Genomic DNA, 19,174 nt, shown 5'->3' with positions numbered 1-19,174 from the left:
GCCTGCGATGGCGGTGTGTCAGTCCCCGCATGCTTCACTGACTGACCGCCATCGCAGGCAAGCCAGCTCCCACAGTTGATCTATGTCGTTTTCAAGGACGGGGCTTGCCGCAGGCGGCAGTAGTCCGCCGTTTTTTCGACTCTCGTTCGTCCATCAGATCTTCACACCCGCCCGCAAACCCCCGCCCCGCCTGGATTTCTCCGCCTTTTAAAAAGTTGGTTCGCAAATTGCTTAAGCCTCCTCAGTACAGCGGTGGGCGGCAAGCGTCCGTCAGAAAGAGGAAAGAGCGTGGACAAGTACCTTTATGTGGCAATGACCGGCGCCAGCCAGAATGCTCTGGCGCAGAAGGCCCATGCCAACAACCTGGCGAACATTTCCACCAACGGTTTTCAACGCGACCTGGAACAGGCGCGTTCGATGCCGGTGTTCGGTGACAGCTTTCCGGCGCGGGCGTTTGCCATGACCGAACGGCCGGCCACCGACTTTGCTCCTGGCGCGATGATTGAAACCGGCCGCGACCTCGACGTGGCGGTCAACGGCGATGGCTGGATGGCGGTGCAAACCCCCGACGGCGGCGAAGCCTACGTACGCAGCGCCAGCATGAACGTGGATGCACTGGGCGTGCTGCGGGCCGGCAACGGCATGCCGATCATGGGCAACGGTGGCCCGATTGCCGTGCCGCCCCAGCAGAAAATCGAAGTGGGCGCCGACGGCACCGTCAGCATCCGCGCCATGGGCGAAGGCCCACGGGTGATGGCTGAAGTGGACCGCATCAAGCTGGTCCAGCCCGACCCCAAGAATCTGAATAAAGGCCTGGACGGCACCATCCACACCAAGGATGGCCAGCCTGCCCAAGCCGACGCGAACGTGCGGTTGACCTCGGGTTTCCTGCAGGCGAGCAACGTGAACGCGGTTGAAGAGATGACAGCGGTACTGGCGCTTTCCAAGCAATTCGAGCTGCACATCAAGATGATGAACAGCGCTAAAGAAGACGACCAGGCCATGACCCGCGTTCTGTCGATGAGCTGATTGCGGCCTCGTTGAACCACTAATTTTGCAGCGCAGCGCCAACAAACAGGCGCACGAAGGAGAACAGCATGCTTCCGGCTCTATGGGTTGCCAAAACCGGTTTGTCCGCCCAGGACACCAACCTGACCACCATTTCCAACAACTTGGCCAACGTGTCCACCACGGGTTTCAAACGTGACCGTGCCGAGTTCCAGGATTTGCTCTATCAGATCAAGAAGCAGCCGGGCGCCCAATCGACCCAGGACAGCGAACTGCCGTCGGGCCTGCAATTGGGTACCGGTGTGCAGATCGTCGGCACCCAGAAGAACTTCAGCGCCGGTAACCTGCAACAGACCGGCCAGCCGCTGGACATGGCCATCAACGGCAAGGGCTTCTTCCAGATCCTGCAGCCGGACGGCACCACCACTTACACCCGTGACGGCACCTTCCACCTGGACGCCAACGGCCAGGTCGTGACCGCCAACGGTTTTGCCCTGGAACCGGCCATTGTCGTGCCGAACAACGCCCAGACCTTTACCGTCGGCAACGACGGCACCGTGTCCATCACCGTTGCCGGCAACCCGGCTTCGCAAGTGATCGGCAACCTGCAGACCGCCGACTTCATCAACCCGGCCGGCCTGCAAGCCATCGGTAACAACCTGTTCCTCGAAACCGCTTCCAGCGGCGCGCCGCAAATCGGCACCCCGGGCCTGAACGGCTTCGGCACCACGCTGCAAAGCACCCTGGAAACCTCCAACGTGAGCACCGTTGAGGAGATGGTCAACATGATCACCACCCAGCGCGCCTACGAGATGAACTCCAAGGTGATTTCCACCGCCGACCAGATGCTTTCGTTCGTAACGCAGAATCTGTAACCAAGTCTATGGGGCGCTTTTTCTGGCGCCTGCAACACCGTGAGGTAAGGGTCATGAATCGCTATGTTTCTGTTCTGGCATTGAGTGGGATCGCCGTGCTCGCGGGCTGTGTCGCCCCGACGCCGAAACCCAATGACCCGTACTACGCACCGGTGTTGCCACGCACACCGTTGCCGGCGGCGGCCAACAATGGCTCAATCTACCAGGCCGGTTTCGAACAGAACCTGTACAGCGACCGCAAGGCATTCCGGGTCGGTGACATCATCACCATCACCCTGAACGAGAAGACCCAGGCCAGCAAGAACGCCAACTCGCAGATCGACAAGACCAGCAAGACCGGCATCGGCCTGACCTCGCTGTTTGGCGCCGTGCCCAACACCAACAACCCGTTGGGCAGCGGTGACCTGAGCCTGAGCGCCGGCTACAGCGGCGACCGTGCCACCAACGGCAAGAGCGCGGCGGCGCAAGGCAACACCTTGACCGGTTCGATCACCGTGACCGTGGCCGACGTATTGCCCAACGGCATCATCGCGGTGCGCGGTGAAAAGTGGATGACCCTCAACACCGGCGACGAGTTGGTGCGCATCGCCGGCATGGTCCGCGCCGATGACATCGCCACCGACAACACCGTGCCGTCCACGCGGATTGCCGATGCGCGCATTACCTACTCGGGTACGGGTTCGTTTGCTGATGCGAGTCAGCCGGGCTGGTTCGACCGTTTCTTCCTTAGCCCGCTGTTCCCTTTCTAGGTGATCATCTTGAACCTCAAACAGCTGATGGCAGCGGCATTGCTGTTGTCCCTGAGCGCAGTCGCCCAGGCCGAGCGCCTGAAAGACATCGCCAGCATCTCGGGCGTGCGCTCCAACCAGTTGATCGGCTACGGCCTGGTGGTGGGGCTCAACGGTACGGGTGACCAGACCACCCAGACCCCGTTCACCTTGCAGACCTTCAACAACATGCTGTCGCAGTTCGGCATCAAGGTGCCGCCAGGGTCGGGCAACGTGCAGTTGAAAAACGTCGCTGCCGTGTCGATCAGTGCTGATTTGCCGGCATTCTCCAAGCCGGGGCAGGTGGTGGACATTACCGTGTCGTCCATCGGTAACTCCAAGAGCCTGCGTGGCGGCACCTTGCTGATGACGCCGCTCAAGGGTATCGACGGCAACGTCTACGCCATCGCCCAGGGCAACCTGGTGGTGGGCGGCTTTGACGCCGAGGGCCGTGACGGCTCGAAGATCACTGTCAACGTGCCGTCGGCCGGTCGTATTCCGGGCGGCGCCACCGTTGAACGCACCGTGCCGAGCGGTTTCAACCAGGGCAACAGCCTGACCCTGAACCTCAACCGTTCGGACTTCACCACCGCCAAGCGTGTGGTCGACAAGATCAACGACATGCTCGGCCCTGGCGTGGCGCAAGCCATCGACGGCGGTTCGATCCGCGTAACAGCACCGCTGGACCCAAGCCAGCGTGTCGACTACCTGTCGATCCTGGAAAACCTTGAGGTCGACCCGGGCCAGGCAGTGGCCAAGGTCATCATCAATTCGCGCACCGGCACCATCGTGATCGGCCAGAACGTCAAGGTGTCGCCGGCCGCGGTGACCCACGGCAGCCTGACGGTGACCATCACCGAAGACCCGATCGTCAGCCAGCCTGGCCCGTTGTCCAATGGCCAGACCGCCGTGGTACCGCGTTCGCGGGTCAATGCCCAGCAAGAAGCCAAGCCGATGTTCAAGTTCGGCCCCGGCACCACCCTGGATGAGATTGTCCGTGCGGTGAACCAGGTGGGCGCAGCGCCCGGCGACTTGATGGCGATCCTTGAAGCCTTGAAACAGGCCGGCGCCCTGCAAGCCGACCTGATCGTGATCTAAGGCCATGGCTATGGATATGCGCAAAAGCGGGCTGACCAGCACGGCGGACTCGGGGTCTTACTCCGACCTGAACCGGCTGAACCAGCTCAAGGTCGGTGCCGACAAGAACAGCGATGCGAACATGCGCAAGGTGGCGCAGGAGTTCGAATCGTTGTTCTTGAGCGAGATGCTCAAGTCAGCGCGCTCGGCCACCGAAGCGCTGGGCAAGGACAACCCGTTGAACACCCCGGCGGCCAAGCAGTACCAGGAAATGTACGACCAGCAACTGGCGGTCTCCATGTCACGCGAGGGCGGCGGTATCGGCCTGGCTGACGTGTTGATGCGCCAGATGCAGAAGAACAAACCGGTGGACCCTCAGGCCGCCACTTTGCAAGGCCCCGCAACGGCGGAGCCGGCGAAGAAAGTCGACGTGCCGACCGCGATTGCCGCAGGCACCAAAGCTGATGGCCCGTTGGGTCGCTCCAATGGCCAGCGCCCGCTGTGGGCGTACCGCGTGGCGGTGCCCGAGGGGGGCGTGTCCCATACCAACGATGTGGCGCTGATGAACCAGCGGCGTATCTCCTTGCCGAGCAAGCTGACTGATCGGCTGTTGGCCGGCATCGTGCCGAACACCGACGCCACCACGGTCAACAACGCCGTGCCGCTGCGTAACAGCGCGGCGGCAGACAACGTGATCAACAGTGCCGCGCGCGGGTTTGCCGTCGCGCCAAAAGGCCAGATGCAGGTCTACGGCCGTGCCATTGCCCAGCCACCGCTGGCGCCGGCGAAGAAGGCATTCAGCTCGCAGGATGAATTCGTTGCCACCATGTTGCCGATGGCCAAGGCCGCGGCGGCGCGCATCGGCGTCGATCCGAAGTACCTGGTGGCCCAGGCGGCCCTGGAAACCGGTTGGGGCAAATCGGTGATGCGTGCCGAAGATGGCAGCAGCAGCCACAACCTGTTCGGCATCAAGGCCGGGCAGAGCTGGCAGGGCGGCCAGGCCCGCGCGATCACCAGCGAGTTTCGCGATGGGGCGATGGTCAAGGAGACGGCGCAGTTCCGTTCCTACAACTCCTATCAGGACAGCTTCCACGACTTGGTGACGTTGCTGCAAAGCAATGATCGCTATAAAGAAGTTGTGAAATCGGCCGACAACCCGGAACAGTTTGTACGCGAGTTGCAAAAAGCCGGTTATGCAACCGACCCGGACTACGCCAGCAAGATTTCGCAGATCGCAAAAACGATGAACAGCTACCAGAACTACGCTGCCGCGGGCGCATCCACTCATTTATAAGGTCTGAATCATGAGTTTGCTCAATATCGGGATGTCGGGGCTCAACGCCGCTCAAGGATCGCTGTCGGTCCTGAGTAACAACATTGCCAACGTCAACACCCCGGGATACTCGCGCCAGCAGACCACCCAGAACACCAGTGCGTCGAACCAGTACGGCGGTATCTACATCGGCAGCGGTACGACCCTGGCGGATGTGCGCCGCATTTATAACGATTTCCTCGGTGCTGCCTACCAGAGCAGTACCGCGCTCAACAGCGACGCCACCGCCTATGCCGGCCAGGCTGCTGCGGTCGACAAGACCCTGTCGGACAAGTCCACCGGCATGTCCCCGGCCCTCAGTGCGTTTTTCTCAGCGCTGCAAACGTCCGCCGCCAACCCTTCGGACATTTCCGCCCGGCAATTGCTGTTGACCAGCGCGCAGACCTTGAGCAACCGTTTCAACTCGATTTCCACGCAGCTGACCCAGCAGAAAGAAACGATCAACAGCCAGCTCAAGACCATGAGCGATCAGGTCAATTCGCTGACGTCGTCGATTGCCTCGCTGAACAACCAGATCGCCCAGGCGAGCGGTACCTCCAACAGTGCGCCGAACAACCTGCTGGATGCGCGCAACGAAGCGGTGCGCTCGCTCAATGAATTGATCGGCGTGACGGCCACCGAGAAAAACGGCCAACTGAGCATCACCACCGGTACCGGCCAGTCGCTGGTTGAGGGTGGGATCTCCAACCCGATTTCGGCGGTGCCGAGCAAGACCGACAACAGCCAGTACACCATTCAGCTGAACATGGGCGACACCGCGATGGACATCGGTTCGGTGGTCACCGGTGGCAGCATTGGCGGCCTGTTGCGTTATCGCAGCGACGTGCTGATGCCGGCGATCAACGACTTGGGCCGCATCGCCATTGCCACCGCTGACACCGTCAACCGCCAGCTGGGCCAGGGCCTGGACCTGAACAGTGACTTCGGCAGTTCGTTGTTCGGTGATATCAACAGTGCGGCAGCGATCTCCCAGCGCAGCCAGGCGGCCGCGGGTAACAGCGCAGGCTCCGGCAACCTGAACGTGACGATTGCCGACAGCAGCAAGCTGTCGACCTTCGACTACAAGGTCACTTTCACCAGTGGCAACCAGTACAACGTCGTGCGTTCCGACGGCAAGGCCATGGGGTCGTTCGACACCACCACCACGCCGCCACCGGTGATCGACGGTTTCACATTGGCGCTCGATGGCAAAGGCCCAATGGCTGCCGGTGACAGTTTCAAGGTCAGCCCGACGGCCACCGGGGCCAGCAATATCAGCGTTGAGCTCAAGGACCCGAACAAAATCGCGTACGCCGGGGCACTGGCCGGTAACGCCAGCAAGACCAACACCGGCACTGGCACGTTCACGCCGCCGACCTTGACGCTGCCGATCGATATCAACGGCGGCGCCGATACCGCGCAGTTGCGCACCGGGATCGAAAACTCGATGCCGGTAAAAATGGTCTATGGCGCCGTGGCCGCCGATGGTACGCAGTCGTACAAAATCAGCGACGCTCAGGGCAACCCGATCGGCACCGGCAGCATCATCCCGGGGCAGGCCAACAAGATCACCATCAACGTGCCGATGCGTGATGCGTCCGGCGCGCTGATCCCGGGCAAGAGCTTCAGTTTCGATACCTCGGTGGGCGGTTCGCCAGCCAAGGACGACAGCACCACCTTCTCGTTCAACAGCGGCGCCACCTCCGATGGCCGTAACGCCCAGGAACTGCTGGGGCTGCAGACCAAGGCGACCGTGGGTGCGGTGGATGGCAATGCGGGCATGAGCCTGGTCAGCGCCAACAGCCGACTGGTGTCGCAGGTGGGCTCCAAGGCGGCCCAGGCCAACACTGACAGCACAGCCACCGGCGCGTTGCTGGCGGCGAACAAGGCGGCCAGCAACTCCGTGTCCCAGGTCAACCTGGATGAGGAGGCGGGCGACATGATCAAGTTCCAGCAGTACTACACCGCGTCGTCGCAGATCATCAAGGCCGCGCAAGAAACCTTCAGCACACTGATCAACGCCCTTTAAAGGAGTCTGGAACGATGCGTATCTCTACAGAGCAATATTTCAGCACCAGCTCCAGCGATTATCAGAAGAACTATTCTGGCGTGGTCGCGGCCCAGAACCAGGCGACGACCGGCGTGCGTGTACAGACCGCCGCGGACGATCCTGTGGCGGCCGCTCAGTTGCTGTTGCTGCAACAGCAAAAAGACATGCTGGGCCAGTACACCGGCAACATCACCAGCCTGCAAAACTCGCTGACCAACGAAGAAAGCGTGCTGCAAAGCATCAATACCGCCATGCAAACGGCCCAGGGCCTGGCGTTGCAGGCGGGTAACATGCAGCTCAGCAATGATGACCGCAAGGCAATTGCAGCCCAGGTCGGCGCGATTGAGGACCAGGTGTTGGGCTTGCTCAACTCCAAGGATTCCAACGGCAACTACATGTTCTCGGGCACCAAGACCGATACGCCGCCGTACACCCGCAACAATGACGGCACCTACAGCTATCAAGGTGATGAGACGCCGCTGAGCCTGCAAGTGGGCAGCAACCTGTCGATCACCGCAGGTGACACCGGCAAGACGCTGCTGGAGAGTTCCACCAACGCCGGGCGCACCCAGGCGACGGTGATTCCGCCCACGGTCAATGACGGCAAGGTCTCGATCTCAGCGGGCCTGGTCACCTCGGGCACGGCGTACACCAAGAATTTTGCCGATGGCCAGCCTTACAAGCTGACGTTCGCCAGCAGCACCCAATACAGCGTCACCGACAAAGACGGCAACGACGTGACCTCCGAGATCACCGGCAACGGCACGTTCGATGCCACCAAGGAGGGCGCTTCCAGCGTCAACCTGCGCGGGGTCAAGTTCGATATCACCCTGAACCTGGGGTCGAATGTCTCGACGGGCGCGCCTTCCGATGCCTTGGTGGCGGGCAGGGAATTCACGCTGGAAAGCAAGCCGGACAGCTTCAGCGTTTCGCGCACGGCCAGCAATGCGTCGACGGCGCAGTTGACCGGTGGCAGCGTGACGGACCAGGCGGCGTACTCCAGCACCTTCCCGAACTCGGGTGCGGTCATCAAGTTCACCAGCGGCACCGATTACCAGGTGTTCGCCCAGCCCTACAGCGCCAACAGCAAGGCGATTGCCAGCGGCACCATCGCGGCGGGCGCGACGTCGATCACCACGGCCGGCGTCACCTTCGGCATCAGCGGCACGCCGGGGGCGGGCGACCAATTCTCGGTCGGTGCCACCAGCAACAAGAACATGAATGCCCTGGATACCCTGGGCAATTTGCGCAAGGCCCTGCTGACACCGGCCGATGGCGACCAGGTTGCCAAGAACAACCTCAAGGATGTGTTGAACACCTCCGTCGCCAACCTGGGTAACGCCACGGCGCAGATCGACCAGGTACGCGGCTCGATCGGGGCGCGGCAGAACGCCCTGGATGTGCAGAGTCAGGAGAACACCAGCCTGGGCCTGGCCAACACCTCCACCATGTCGTCGCTGGCGAACGTGGACATGGGGCAGGCGGCAATCGACCTGACCTTGCAGCAAACCATGCTGCAAGCCTCGCAACTGGCCTTCGTGAAAATCTCCCAGTTGAGCCTGTTCAGCCGCATGTAAACGGCGCACAACCAAACGGCCCACCCTGGCAACAGGGTGGGCCGTTGTCGTTTCTGGCGCCAGGAATGTTGCAGGGTTTTGCATAAAGCGCACAAAATTGAGTGACCTGTGAGTCATAAAGCGCATCTTCACTGTATCGTGTGAAAAGGATAAGTCGTCACAGGGTCCTTGCGGGGCGGCTTTCAGCGAGATTTTTACGGGGTTATCCCCTTTATTGTCAGCATCCCCGGCGTAGCCCGAGGGGTGTTCTCCAGCTATTTAGTATTGGGAAGCCACAATGATTGGCATAAAAAGCATCGCCAGTTACGTGCCGGCAGACGGGGTCGACAACTACGCCCAGGGTGCCAAATTCGCCAAGGATGAAGAATTCATCATCGGCAAGATCGGTTCGGCGTTCCTGCCGCGCAAGGATGCTGCGCAGGAAACCTCCGATCTGTGCGTCGAGGCGGTCAACGCCTTGTTTGCCAACAACCCCGAGTTGAAGCGCGAGTCCATCGACGCCGTGATCGTCGTGACCCAGAACGGTGATGAAGAAGGCTTGCCGCATACCGCCGCCATCGTTCAGGACAAACTGGGCCTGCCGACCCACGTGGCCGCGTTCGACATCTCCCTGGGCTGCTCCGGCTACGTCTACGGGATCTACGCGATGAAGGGCTTCATGGAAGCCACCGGCCTGAAAAACGGCCTGCTGATCACCGCAGACCCGTACTCCAAGATCGTCGACCCGGAAGACCGCAACACCACCATGCTCTTTGGTGATGCCGCCACGGCCACCTGGATGGGCGAAGACGCGCCGTGGTTGCTTGGCAAGTCGAAGTTCGGCACCGACGGTTCCGGCGCGCCGCACTTGAAGGTCAGTGATGGCGTGTTTTTCATGAACGGCCGTCAGGTGTTCAACTTTGCCTTGCTCAAGGTGCCGGCACATTTGCACGAGCTGCTCAATGAGTCGGACCTCAAGGCTGACCAGATCGACGCGTTCTGCATCCACCAGGGCAGTGCGGCGATTGTCGACGCCGTGGCCCGGCGTTTCGAAGAGGCGCCGGTGGAGAAGTTCATCAAGGACATGGTCGAGACCGGCAACACCGTGTCGTCGAGCATTCCACTGCTGCTGGAAAAGCACATGATGGACGCCGACTGGAAGCGTGTGGCTATCAGCGGATTTGGCGTGGGCCTGTCGTGGGGCTCGGCGATTCTCTATCGTCCGTGATGCCCAAAGAGTGACGCACACAAAAACGCCCATGATTGAAAAATCATGGGCGTTTTTTATTTGGCGCCAGAAAACCCAGCAATTGCGGGGGTTTGGGCTATCGTAAATGCTTGAATTAAAAGGGGTGGCACGGTGCTAGTAAAAATATTCAAAAAAGTCCTCAAGCAACGTGCATTCACGACGATAACTATTACGAAGGTTCTCTAGGCCACACCCGGCGGTTGCCAGGGCCGGAAGCCGCAGTACACCACCCACGAGGATTTCGTCATGGCATTAACAGTAAACACTAACCTTGCTTCGTTGACCGTTCAGAACAACCTGAACAAGGCCTCCGGCGCACTGCAAACTTCCATGCAGCGTCTGTCTTCCGGCCTGCGTATCAACAGCGCCAAAGACGATGCGGCCGGCCTGCAAATCTCCAACCGTCTGACCAGCCAGATCAACGGCCTGGGCGTTGCGATCAAAAACGCCAACGACGGTAGCTCGATTGCTCAGACCGCTGAAGGCGCAATGCAGCAGTCCACCAACATCCTGCAAAGCATGCGTACCCTGGCTCTGCAATCGGCTAACGGCTCGCCAAGCGCTGAAGACCGTAAGTCGAACCAGGCTCAATACGCAGCACTGACTGCTGAATTGACCCGTATCGCTACCACCACCACCTTCGGTGGCAAGAACCTGCTGGACGGTTCTTTCGGTACTACTTCCTTCCAGGTCGGCGCCAACGCCAACCAGACCATCGACATGAGCATCGGTAACGTTGCAGCCAACAACATTGGTTCGCAGCAACTGAAGAGCCAAGGCATTGCTCCAAGCGCAACTGGCGTTGCTGGCGGCGCGATCGCTGTTACCGGTGGCGGCCAGTCGAAAAACCTGACCATCGCTGCTGGCGCTTCGGCCAAGCAAATCGCTGCTCAGATGAACGGCGCTGTAGGCGGCCTGGCTGCGACTGCCAGCACCGTTGCCCAGTTCACTGTTGACTCCGCTGCCATTGCTGGTGCAACCCCTGCCAGCGCCAACTTCACCCTGGCAGTCGGCGGCGGTACCGCTGTGCAGTTCACTGGCGTGACCAGCACTTCCGACCTGGCTGACCAACTGAAGTCCAACGCTGCCAAGCTGGGCATCACCGTTAACTACGATTCGACCACTCAAGCGCTGTCGGTCAAGTCCGACACCGGTGAGAACCTGACCTTCAACGCTGGCGATCCAGGCGCTGTAGCCGGTATCAAGGTTGCTACCCAGGACGGTTCCGGTAACTTCGGTACTGCTGTTGCCCTGGCCAACACCGCGATCATCGCAACTGGTGCAGTGTCCCTGAACTCCTCCAGCAGCTACTCCCTGAGCGGCGCCGGTGTGACTGGCCTGTTCGCAGCGACTGGTACTGCTGCCAACTCCACCAAAACCACCGTTAACAACACCGACATCACCACTGCTGCCAACGCACAGAACTCGATCGACGTGATCACTCAAGCGATCTCCGACATCGACTCCCAGCGTGCTGGTCTGGGTGCTGTTCAAAACCGTTTCGACAACACCGTTGCCAACCTGCAGAGCATTGCAGACAACTCCAGCGCCGCTCGCGGTCAGATCCAGGACGTTGACTACGCTGCTGAAACTGCTCAGCTGACCAAGCAACAAACCCTGCAACAGGCTTCCACTGCGATCCTGTCCCAGGCCAACCAACTGCCGTCCGCTGTACTGAAGCTGCTTCAGTAATAGCCATCGGTAGATGACTGACGGAAGGGCGCGTTTACGTGCCCTTTTGTCTTTTGCGTGATGAGGAGATTGGACATGGACATGAGTGTGAAGTTGAACCTGTCTTATCCTGCAGTAGCGCCGCAGAGCGCACCTGCTCCCGTGAGCAATGATCCGCAGAAGGCCAAGGTCGATCCTGTGCCTGTGGCGGCTCAACCCCAGCAAGACTCGAAACCGTCCGACCTGGAACAGGCGGTCACGGATATTCGCAAATTCGTCCAGGCTGCCCAGCGCAACCTGGATTTTTCGATTGATGACTCCACCCATCAGGTGGTGGTCAAGGTGATTGCGACCGAAAGCGGCGAGGTGATCCGTCAGATCCCTTCGGAAACCGCATTGAAACTCGCACAAAGCCTTCATGATGCCAGCAGCTTGTTATTTGACGCCAAAGTCTGAGCTGGCATGAATTTTGTTGCTGTAGCTGCCTGAGACGTAGTCCGTCAAGAAAGCGCCAGCCCCGATCAGGAGAAGAATCATGGGTGATATATCCGTCAGCGGCCCGGTAACGGGCATCGATACCCAGTCTATCGTTACCGCCTTGGTGAACGCTGAACAGGCGCCCAAGCAGTCGCAGATCAACAAGCAGACGCAGACGCAGACCGCCCAGCTATCCTCGATCGGCAAGATTCAAGCGGCACTCGATGCGTTCCGCGGCGCCATGGACAACATGGCCAAGGACGCCAGTATCGGCGGCCTGACCGCCACGACTTCGGATAACAACGTTTCCACGGTCACCCTGGGCGCTGGCGCTTCGGCCGGTAGCTATCAGTTGATCGTGACTCAGTTGGCGACAGCTTCGAAGATCTCCACGCAGAACTATGCCGCTGGGGCCAAGAGTGTGGTCAACAGCGGTACCACCGCAACGACCCTGGCAATTTCCCAGTCGGGTCAGAGCTATGGTGTCAGTGTTCCACCGGGCGCCACGCTGCAACAAGTGCGTGATTCCATCAACGCGCAGTACAGCAGTGCGGGGCTGAGTGCCAACATCCTGACTGACTCCAATGGTTCGCGCCTGGTTGTGACGTCATCCAATACCGGTGCCGGTACGGACATTACCCTGAGTGGCAACAGCGGCCTGGAAGCCAATACGTCCGTGGTTGGCGGCGCGCCGGTCAATGCCAAATACACCATTGACGGTGCGGCGCAGGAATCCAAGAGCAATACCTTGAGCGATGCGATCTCTGGTGTGAGCATCAAGTTGACGGCGATTTCGCCTCTGCCGTCGGGTGTCACTGACCAAAATGCTCCTCGTACGGCCTCGACCATCACCGTCACCCGCAGCAACGACACCCTCAAGAGCTCGGTAAAAGGGTTTGTCGACACTTACAACGCCTTGATGACGGCGATCGGTACCGAAACCAAAGTCACCACCAACCCGGACGGCAGCACCACGCCTTCCGCGCTGACCGGCGACGCCACCATGCGCTCGTTGCAACAGGCGTTGCGCAGTGAACTGAACGCCCTGGGTGGGTCGGGCACGTTGAAGTCGCTGGCTCAATTTGGTGTGAACACCGACTCGACCACCGGCAAGCTGAGCATCGATGACAAAGTGTTCGGTGCCGCCATTGCCACCAACCCCACCGACATCGGCGGGATCTTCAACGGTGACAAGGGCCTGTTGGCGCGCATGAAGTCGGCGACCGACAGCTACGCGTTGAGCAACACCGGCGTACTGGCTTCGCGTTCGACAACGCTGACCAACAACCTCAAGGATCTGCAAACCCAGCAGAACGACTTGACCGCGCGTATGGCTGCCCTGAAAACCAGCCTGACCGCCAAGTACACCACGATGAACAACCTGGTGGCCCAGCTCACCAACCAGCGCTCCAGTGTCATGAGCACGCTGAACGCGCTGAACAAGAGCAATTCGGACAGTTGATCCGCCATGAAGCCGCCCGGTGATCCTGCGCCGGGCGCGGCCTTCAGCAGATCGACGGGTTAAAGTTTTGTGTGATCCCGTCGACATATTAGTCAGAGCCCATCCAATTTTGCTGTTGCCTGTCACGAGGTAGAAACATGAATCCCATGCGAGCCCTTCGCCAATACCAGAAGGTCAATTCCCATGCCCAGGTCTCTGAGGCGAGCCCACACCGTCTGGTCCAGATGTTGATGGAAGGCGCGCTGGATCGCATGGCGCAGGCCAAGGGTGCCATGGCTCGTGGTGATATCGCGCAAAAGGGCCTGCTGCTGGGCAAGGCGATCGACATCCTGATCGGCCTGCGCGACGGCCTGAACCCGGAAAAAACCGATGATCCGGCAGCGTTGCAGCAGTTGGATAACCTGTATGCCTACATGACCACGCGCTTGCTTGAAGCCAACAGCAAAAGCGATGTTGCCATGATTGACGAAGTTGCCGGCCTGATGATTACGCTCAAGGAAGGTTGGGACGGTATTGCACCACTGTAGGCCTGTCGGCCTGAGGATCATGTTATGAGCCACGCCCTGCAACGGATTGACGAGACCCGCGAAGCGTTGGTCGACGCCTTGGCCCAACGTAACTGGGACGCGATCGGCGAGCTGGATATGGGCTGTCGTGCGGTGATCGACGAAGCACTGGCCAATGCGCCGGTGGACGAGGATGCACTACGGGAAAAACTGGAAAGCCTGCTGGCGGTTTATCAGCAGTTGCTTGAAGTGACGACCGGCGAGCGCCAGGCGATTTTCGAAGAGATGTCGCAGATCAATCGAGCGGAAAGTGCGTCAAAGGTTTACCATCTGTTCGGCTGAACTGGCTCAGTTAATCCGAATGCGCGTCATAAATTTGACTGCGCGCGATTTTTTGACTTAACTAGTGCTGTTTTCAGATTTCAGACGGTTGTAACGCAGAAAATGCCTACGACCTTCTAGATTGCCCCTACTCGAGGGCATTTGAGTTAACTAGGGAAGTTGCTATTGCATGTGGCGTGAAACCAAAATTCTGCTGATTGATGACGATAGCGTCCGCCGCCGCGATTTAGCGGTGATTTTAAATTTTCTCGGTGAAGAAAATTTGCCCTGCGGTAGCCATGATTGGCAGCAGGCGGTCAGCTCATTGTCGTCGAGCCGTGAAATCATTTGTGTGCTGATCGGGACGGTAAACGCTCCTGGCGCAGTTCTGGGCCTGTTAAAGACACTGTCAACCTGGGATGAGTTCCTTCCGGTGTTGCTAATGGGCGATATTTCTTCCATCGACCTGCCGGAAGACCAGCGCCGCCGCGTGCTTTCCACCCTGGAAATGCCGCCCAGCTACAGCAAATTGCTCGACTCCCTGCACCGTGCCCAGGTCTATCGCGAGATGTACGACCAGGCCCGCGAGCGTGGACGTCACCGCGAACCCAACCTGTTCCGCAGCCTCGTCGGCACCAGCCGTGCGATCCAGCACGTGCGCCAGATGATGCAGCAAGTGGCCGACACCGATGCCAGCGTGCTGATCCTCGGCGAGTCCGGCACCGGCAAGGAAGTGGTCGCGCGTAACTTGCACTACCACTCCAAGCGTCGCGACGGGCCTTTTGTGCCGGTCAACTGCGGGGCCATCCCGGCAGAGCTGCTCGAAAGTGAACTGTTCGGCCACGAGAAGGGCGCCTTCACCGGGGCGATCACCAGCCGTGCCGGGCGTTTCGAGTTGGCCAACGGCGGCACCCTGTTCCTTGATGAAATCGGCGACATGCCGCTGCCGATGCAGGTCAAGCTGCTGCGTGTGCTGCAGGAGCGTACCTTTGAGCGCGTGGGCAGCAACAAGACCCAGAGCGTCGACGTGCGCATCATCGCGGCCACCCACAAGAACCTCGAAAGCATGATCGAGGTGGGCAGCTTCCGCGAAGACCTTTACTACCGCCTCAACGTGTTCCCAATCGAGATGGCGCCGCTGCGTGAGCGCGTCGAAGACATCCCGCTGCTGATGAACGAACTGATCTCGCGCATGGAACACGAAAAGCGCGGCTCGATCCGTTTCAACTCCGCCGCCATCATGTCCCTGTGCCGTCACGGCTGGCCGGGCAACGTCCGCGAGCTGGCCAACCTGGTGGAGCGCATGGCGATCATGCACCCCTACGGTGTGATCGGCGTGGTCGAGCTGCCGAAGAAATTCCGCTACGTCGACGACGAAGACGAGCAACTGGTCGACAGCCTGCGCAGCGACATGGAAGAGCGCGTGGCCATCAACGGCCATACGCCGGACTTCGGTTCTACTGCCATGCTGCCGCCCGAAGGCCTGGACCTGAAGGACTACCTCGGCAACCTGGAGCAAGGCCTGATTCAGCAGGCCCTGGACGACGCCAACGGCATCGTCGCCCGTGCCGCCGAGCGCCTGCGCATCCGTCGCACCACCCTGGTGGAGAAGATGCGCAAGTACGGCATGAGCCGCAAAGAAGGTGATGAACAGGCGGATGATTGACGCCTGTTTTCCAAACCGCTGATTCGTCAGCGGTTTTTTTTCGGCACAAGTATTGCTACAGCCCTCGCAACGTTCCGTTTAACTGACGGTCAGCCAAGCGAGAGAGCATGATGCCCCACGCCGCCCAGCAATCTTCCAGCCCCGCTATCCCGGGGCTCGTTCCGTCCGTAGAGCAGCAAAGCCGCCAAGGCCTGGAACAGGCCTTTTCGCTGTTCAATCAGATGTCGAGCCAATTGACTGACTCCTACAGCCTGCTGGAAGCCCGGGTTTCCGAGCTCAAAGGCGAGCTGGCCGTGGTCAGTGCTCAGCGCATGGAAGAGCTGGCCGAGAAAGAGCGCCTGGCTAACCGTCTGCAGAACCTGTTGTCGTTGTTGCCCGGTGGCGTGATTGTCATCGATGACCAGGGCCGCGTGCGCGAAGCCAACCCGGCCGCCTGCGACATGCTCGGCCTGCCGCTGGAAGGCGAGCTGTGGCGCCACGTGATCGCACGCTGCTTTGCCCCGCGTGAAGACGACGGCCATGAAATCTCCCTCAAGGACGGGCGCCGCCTGTCCATCGCCACCCGTTCCCTGGACGCCGAGCCCGGCCAACTGGTGTTGCTCAACGACCTGACTGAAACCCGTCACCTCCAGGACCAGCTGGCGCGCCATGAACGCTTGTCGTCGCTGGGCCGGATGGTCGCTTCTTTGGCGCATCAGATCCGCACGCCGCTGTCGGCCGCGTTGATCTACGCCAGTCATTTGACTGATGAACAATTGCCAGCCGCCACCCACCAGCGCTTTGCCGGTCGCCTCAAGGAGCGCCTGCATGAGTTGGAGCACCAGGTGCGCGACATGCTGGTGTTCGCCCGGGGCGAATTGCCGCTGACCGACCGCGTCACGCCGGCCGAATTGATGCAGTCGCTGCAGGCTGCTGCCGCCACCCACATCCAGGACGTCAGCGTGCGTTGGCAGTGCGACAGCCACCTCGGCGAACTGCTGTGCAACCGCGACACGCTGGTCGGCGCCTTGCTCAACCTGATCGAAAACGCCACCCAGGCCAGCGGCCCGGGCGCGCGCCTCAAGGTGCACCTGTACAGCCGCGAGCAAACCCTGCGCCTGTGCATCAGCGACAGCGGCAGCGGCATCGACCCGGTGGTGTTGCAGCGCCTGGGCGAACCCTTTTTTACCACCAAGACCAACGGTACCGGCCTCGGCCTGACCGTGGTCAAGGCGGTGGCGCGTGCCCATCAGGGAGAATTGCAGCTGCATTCCCGGTTGGGGCGTGGCACCTGTGCATTGATGACCTTGCCGCTGTTTTCCGGCGCGGCAAGCGCGGAGTAAAGGAATATGGCTATCAAGGTTTTGTTGGTGGAAGACGATCGCGCCCTGCGTGAAGCATTGGCTGACACGCTGCTGTTGGCGGGCCATGACTACCGGGCGGTCGGTTCTGCCGAAGAAGCCTTGGAGGCTGTCGAGCAGGAGGCGTTCAGCCTGGTGGTCAGCGACGTGAACATGCCCGGCATGGACGGTCACCAGTTGCTCGGCCTGCTGCGGGCACGTCAGCCTCAACTGCCGGTGTTGCTGATGACCGCCCACGGTGCGGTCGAGCGGGCGGTAGATGCCATGCGCCAAGGCGCCGCCGATTACCTGGTCAAGCCGTTCGAACCCAAGGCCTTGATCGAACTGGTGGCCCGCCATGCCCTTGGCGTGGTGCCGGCCGTCGAGGGCGAAGGCCCGATCGCCTTCGAGCCGGCCAGTGCGCAACTGTTGGAACTGGCCGCTCGCGTTGCGCGCAGTGATTCCACGGTGCTGATCTCCGGCGAGTCCGGCACCGGCAAGGAAGTGCTGGCCCGTTATATCCACCAGCAATCCAGCCGCGCCAAGCAGCCGTTCATCGCGATCAACTGCGCGGCCATCCCCGACAACATGCTCGAAGCCACGCTGTTCGGTCACGAGAAGGGTTCGTTCACCGGCGCCATCGCGGCCCAGGCCGGCAAGTTCGAACAGGCCGACGGCGGCACCATCCTGCTCGACGAAATTTCTGAAATGCCTCTGGGCCTGCAAGCCAAGCTGTTGCGTGTGCTCCAGGAGCGTGAAGTGGAGCGCGTGGGGGCGCGCAAGCCGATCCAGTTGGATATTCGCGTGGTCGCTACCACCAACCGCGATCTGGCGGGTGAAGTGGCGGCGGGGCGCTTCCGTGAAGATTTGTTTTATCGTCTTTCGGTATTTCCTCTGGCCTGGCGGCCGTTGCGCGAGCGGCCGGCCGACATCATTCCGCTGGCCGAGCGCCTGCTGAACAACCACGTCAAAAAAATGAAGCACGCCCAGGCGCGGCTGTCGGCCGAGGCCCAGGCGTGCCTGATCGGCTACCCGTGGCCGGGCAACGTGCGCGAACTGGACAATGCGATCCAGCGCGCACTGATTCTGCAGCAGGGCGGGCTGATCCAGCCCCAGGACTTCTGCCTGGCCATGGGCAGTGGCGCTGCACCGTTGCCGAGCCTCGCGCCTGCACCGGTCGTCGCCGAAGCCGAGTCTGCCGGTGCCTTGGGCGATGACCTGCGTCGCCGCGAATTCCAGATGATCATCGACACCCTGCGCGCCGAACGCGGGCGCCGTAAAGAAGCCGCCGAACGCCTGGGCATCAGCCCGCGCACCTTGCGCTACAAGCTGGCGCAGATGCGCGACGCGGGGATGGATGTGGAAGCCTACCTTTTCGCCACCTGACAAATACTTAAGCCGACAGGGTTTGTCGGCTTTTCTTACGAGTCGCCACGGATCTGGCACCCTTGTTGCTACCACCCCTAGTAACCGCTGCGTAGTGTCAAAAAATTGCGGGTCGTCGGAGAGAGAAGGTCATGAGCCAGGGTATTGAGTTCAATCGGTTGATGTTGGATATGCGCTCCATGCAAATGGATGCCATGGCTCAACCGAAATCCGTCGCGCCAGCGCCGGAATTGGGCCAAAGCAGTTTTGCCGACATGCTCGGTCAGGCAATCAACAAAGTCAGTGACACCCAGCAAGCTTCCAATCAGTTGGCCACCGCCTTCGAGATCGGTAAAAGCGGCGTGGACCTCACCGATGTGATGGTCGCCTCGCAAAAGGCCAGCGTCTCCTTCCAGGCGTTGACGCAAGTGCGTAACAAGCTGGTTCAGGCTTATCAAGACATCATGCAGATGCCGGTTTAAGGACGAGATTT

Annotated in this window: 17 protein-coding genes; all 17 read left to right on the top strand. The window is 60.5% G+C overall.

Translation table 11 applies throughout. From position 1 onward, the window contains the following. Positions 1 to 288: 288 nt before the first annotated feature. Complete coding sequence (locus AC07SU_RS26820; RefSeq protein WP_176996205.1) at positions 289 to 1,029, top strand: flagellar basal body rod protein FlgF; 741 nt, start codon at positions 289 to 291, stop codon at positions 1,027 to 1,029. A 68-nt stretch (positions 1,030 to 1,097) separates the two neighbouring features. After that, complete coding sequence (gene flgG / locus AC07SU_RS26815; protein WP_176996204.1) at positions 1,098 to 1,883, top strand: flagellar basal-body rod protein FlgG; 786 nt, start codon at positions 1,098 to 1,100, stop codon at positions 1,881 to 1,883. Between the two features lie 53 nt (positions 1,884 to 1,936). Further along, complete coding sequence (flgH, locus tag AC07SU_RS26810; RefSeq protein ID WP_176996203.1) at positions 1,937 to 2,632, top strand: flagellar basal body L-ring protein FlgH; 696 nt, start codon at positions 1,937 to 1,939, stop codon at positions 2,630 to 2,632. 27 nt (positions 2,633 to 2,659) lie between these two features. Next, a complete protein-coding gene (locus tag AC07SU_RS26805; protein WP_176996377.1) occupies positions 2,660 to 3,748 on the top strand; it encodes a flagellar basal body P-ring protein FlgI in 1,089 nt (362 codons plus the stop codon). A gap of 4 nt (positions 3,749 to 3,752) precedes the next feature. Further along, complete coding sequence (gene flgJ / locus AC07SU_RS26800; protein WP_494998756.1) at positions 3,753 to 5,021, top strand: flagellar assembly peptidoglycan hydrolase FlgJ; 1,269 nt, start codon at positions 3,753 to 3,755, stop codon at positions 5,019 to 5,021. A 10-nt stretch (positions 5,022 to 5,031) separates the two neighbouring features. Next, entirely contained in the window at positions 5,032 to 7,068 is a 2,037-nt protein-coding gene (flgK, locus tag AC07SU_RS26795) for a flagellar hook-associated protein FlgK (RefSeq protein WP_494998755.1), read from the top strand. Between the two features lie 14 nt (positions 7,069 to 7,082). Then, entirely contained in the window at positions 7,083 to 8,666 is a 1,584-nt protein-coding gene (locus tag AC07SU_RS26790; protein WP_176996200.1) for a flagellar hook-associated protein 3, read from the top strand. 277 nt (positions 8,667 to 8,943) lie between these two features. Continuing rightward, complete coding sequence (locus AC07SU_RS26785) at positions 8,944 to 9,873, top strand: ketoacyl-ACP synthase III (RefSeq protein WP_176996199.1); 930 nt, start codon at positions 8,944 to 8,946, stop codon at positions 9,871 to 9,873. Between the two features lie 267 nt (positions 9,874 to 10,140). Next, positions 10,141 to 11,586, top strand: a complete 1,446-nt coding sequence (locus AC07SU_RS26780) for a flagellin N-terminal helical domain-containing protein (protein ID WP_494998754.1) — start codon at positions 10,141 to 10,143, stop codon at positions 11,584 to 11,586. A 75-nt stretch (positions 11,587 to 11,661) separates the two neighbouring features. After that, positions 11,662 to 12,021, top strand: a complete 360-nt coding sequence (locus AC07SU_RS26775) for a flagellar protein FlaG (RefSeq protein ID WP_176996197.1) — start codon at positions 11,662 to 11,664, stop codon at positions 12,019 to 12,021. 79 nt (positions 12,022 to 12,100) lie between these two features. Beyond that, entirely contained in the window at positions 12,101 to 13,504 is a 1,404-nt protein-coding gene (gene fliD / locus AC07SU_RS26770) for a flagellar filament capping protein FliD (RefSeq protein WP_494998753.1), read from the top strand. 137 nt (positions 13,505 to 13,641) lie between these two features. Further along, on the top strand, positions 13,642 to 14,031 hold the full coding sequence (gene fliS / locus AC07SU_RS26765; protein WP_176996195.1) for a flagellar export chaperone FliS: 390 nt from the start codon (positions 13,642 to 13,644) through the stop codon (positions 14,029 to 14,031). A 24-nt stretch (positions 14,032 to 14,055) separates the two neighbouring features. Beyond that, positions 14,056 to 14,352 (top strand): flagellar protein FliT, encoded by a 297-nt coding sequence (fliT, locus tag AC07SU_RS26760; RefSeq protein WP_176996194.1) that lies wholly within the window; start codon positions 14,056 to 14,058, stop codon positions 14,350 to 14,352. Between the two features lie 169 nt (positions 14,353 to 14,521). Then, a complete protein-coding gene (locus AC07SU_RS26755; RefSeq protein ID WP_135310053.1) occupies positions 14,522 to 15,997 on the top strand; it encodes a sigma-54 dependent transcriptional regulator in 1,476 nt (491 codons plus the stop codon). 110 nt (positions 15,998 to 16,107) lie between these two features. Further along, a complete protein-coding gene (locus AC07SU_RS26750; protein ID WP_494998757.1) occupies positions 16,108 to 17,319 on the top strand; it encodes a sensor histidine kinase in 1,212 nt (403 codons plus the stop codon). A gap of 6 nt (positions 17,320 to 17,325) precedes the next feature. Then, entirely contained in the window at positions 17,326 to 18,702 is a 1,377-nt protein-coding gene (locus AC07SU_RS26745) for a sigma-54-dependent transcriptional regulator (protein WP_494998752.1), read from the top strand. 131 nt (positions 18,703 to 18,833) lie between these two features. After that, positions 18,834 to 19,163: a flagellar hook-basal body complex protein FliE gene (gene fliE / locus AC07SU_RS26740; RefSeq protein ID WP_016972029.1), complete on the top strand. Its 330-nt coding sequence runs from the start codon at positions 18,834 to 18,836 to the stop codon at positions 19,161 to 19,163. Positions 19,164 to 19,174: the final 11 nt, after the last annotated feature.

The sequence above is a fragment of the Pseudomonas sp. GW821-FHT05H12 genome, from assembly GCF_059419385.1.
This window is presented reverse-complemented; position numbering and strand designations above follow the sequence as displayed.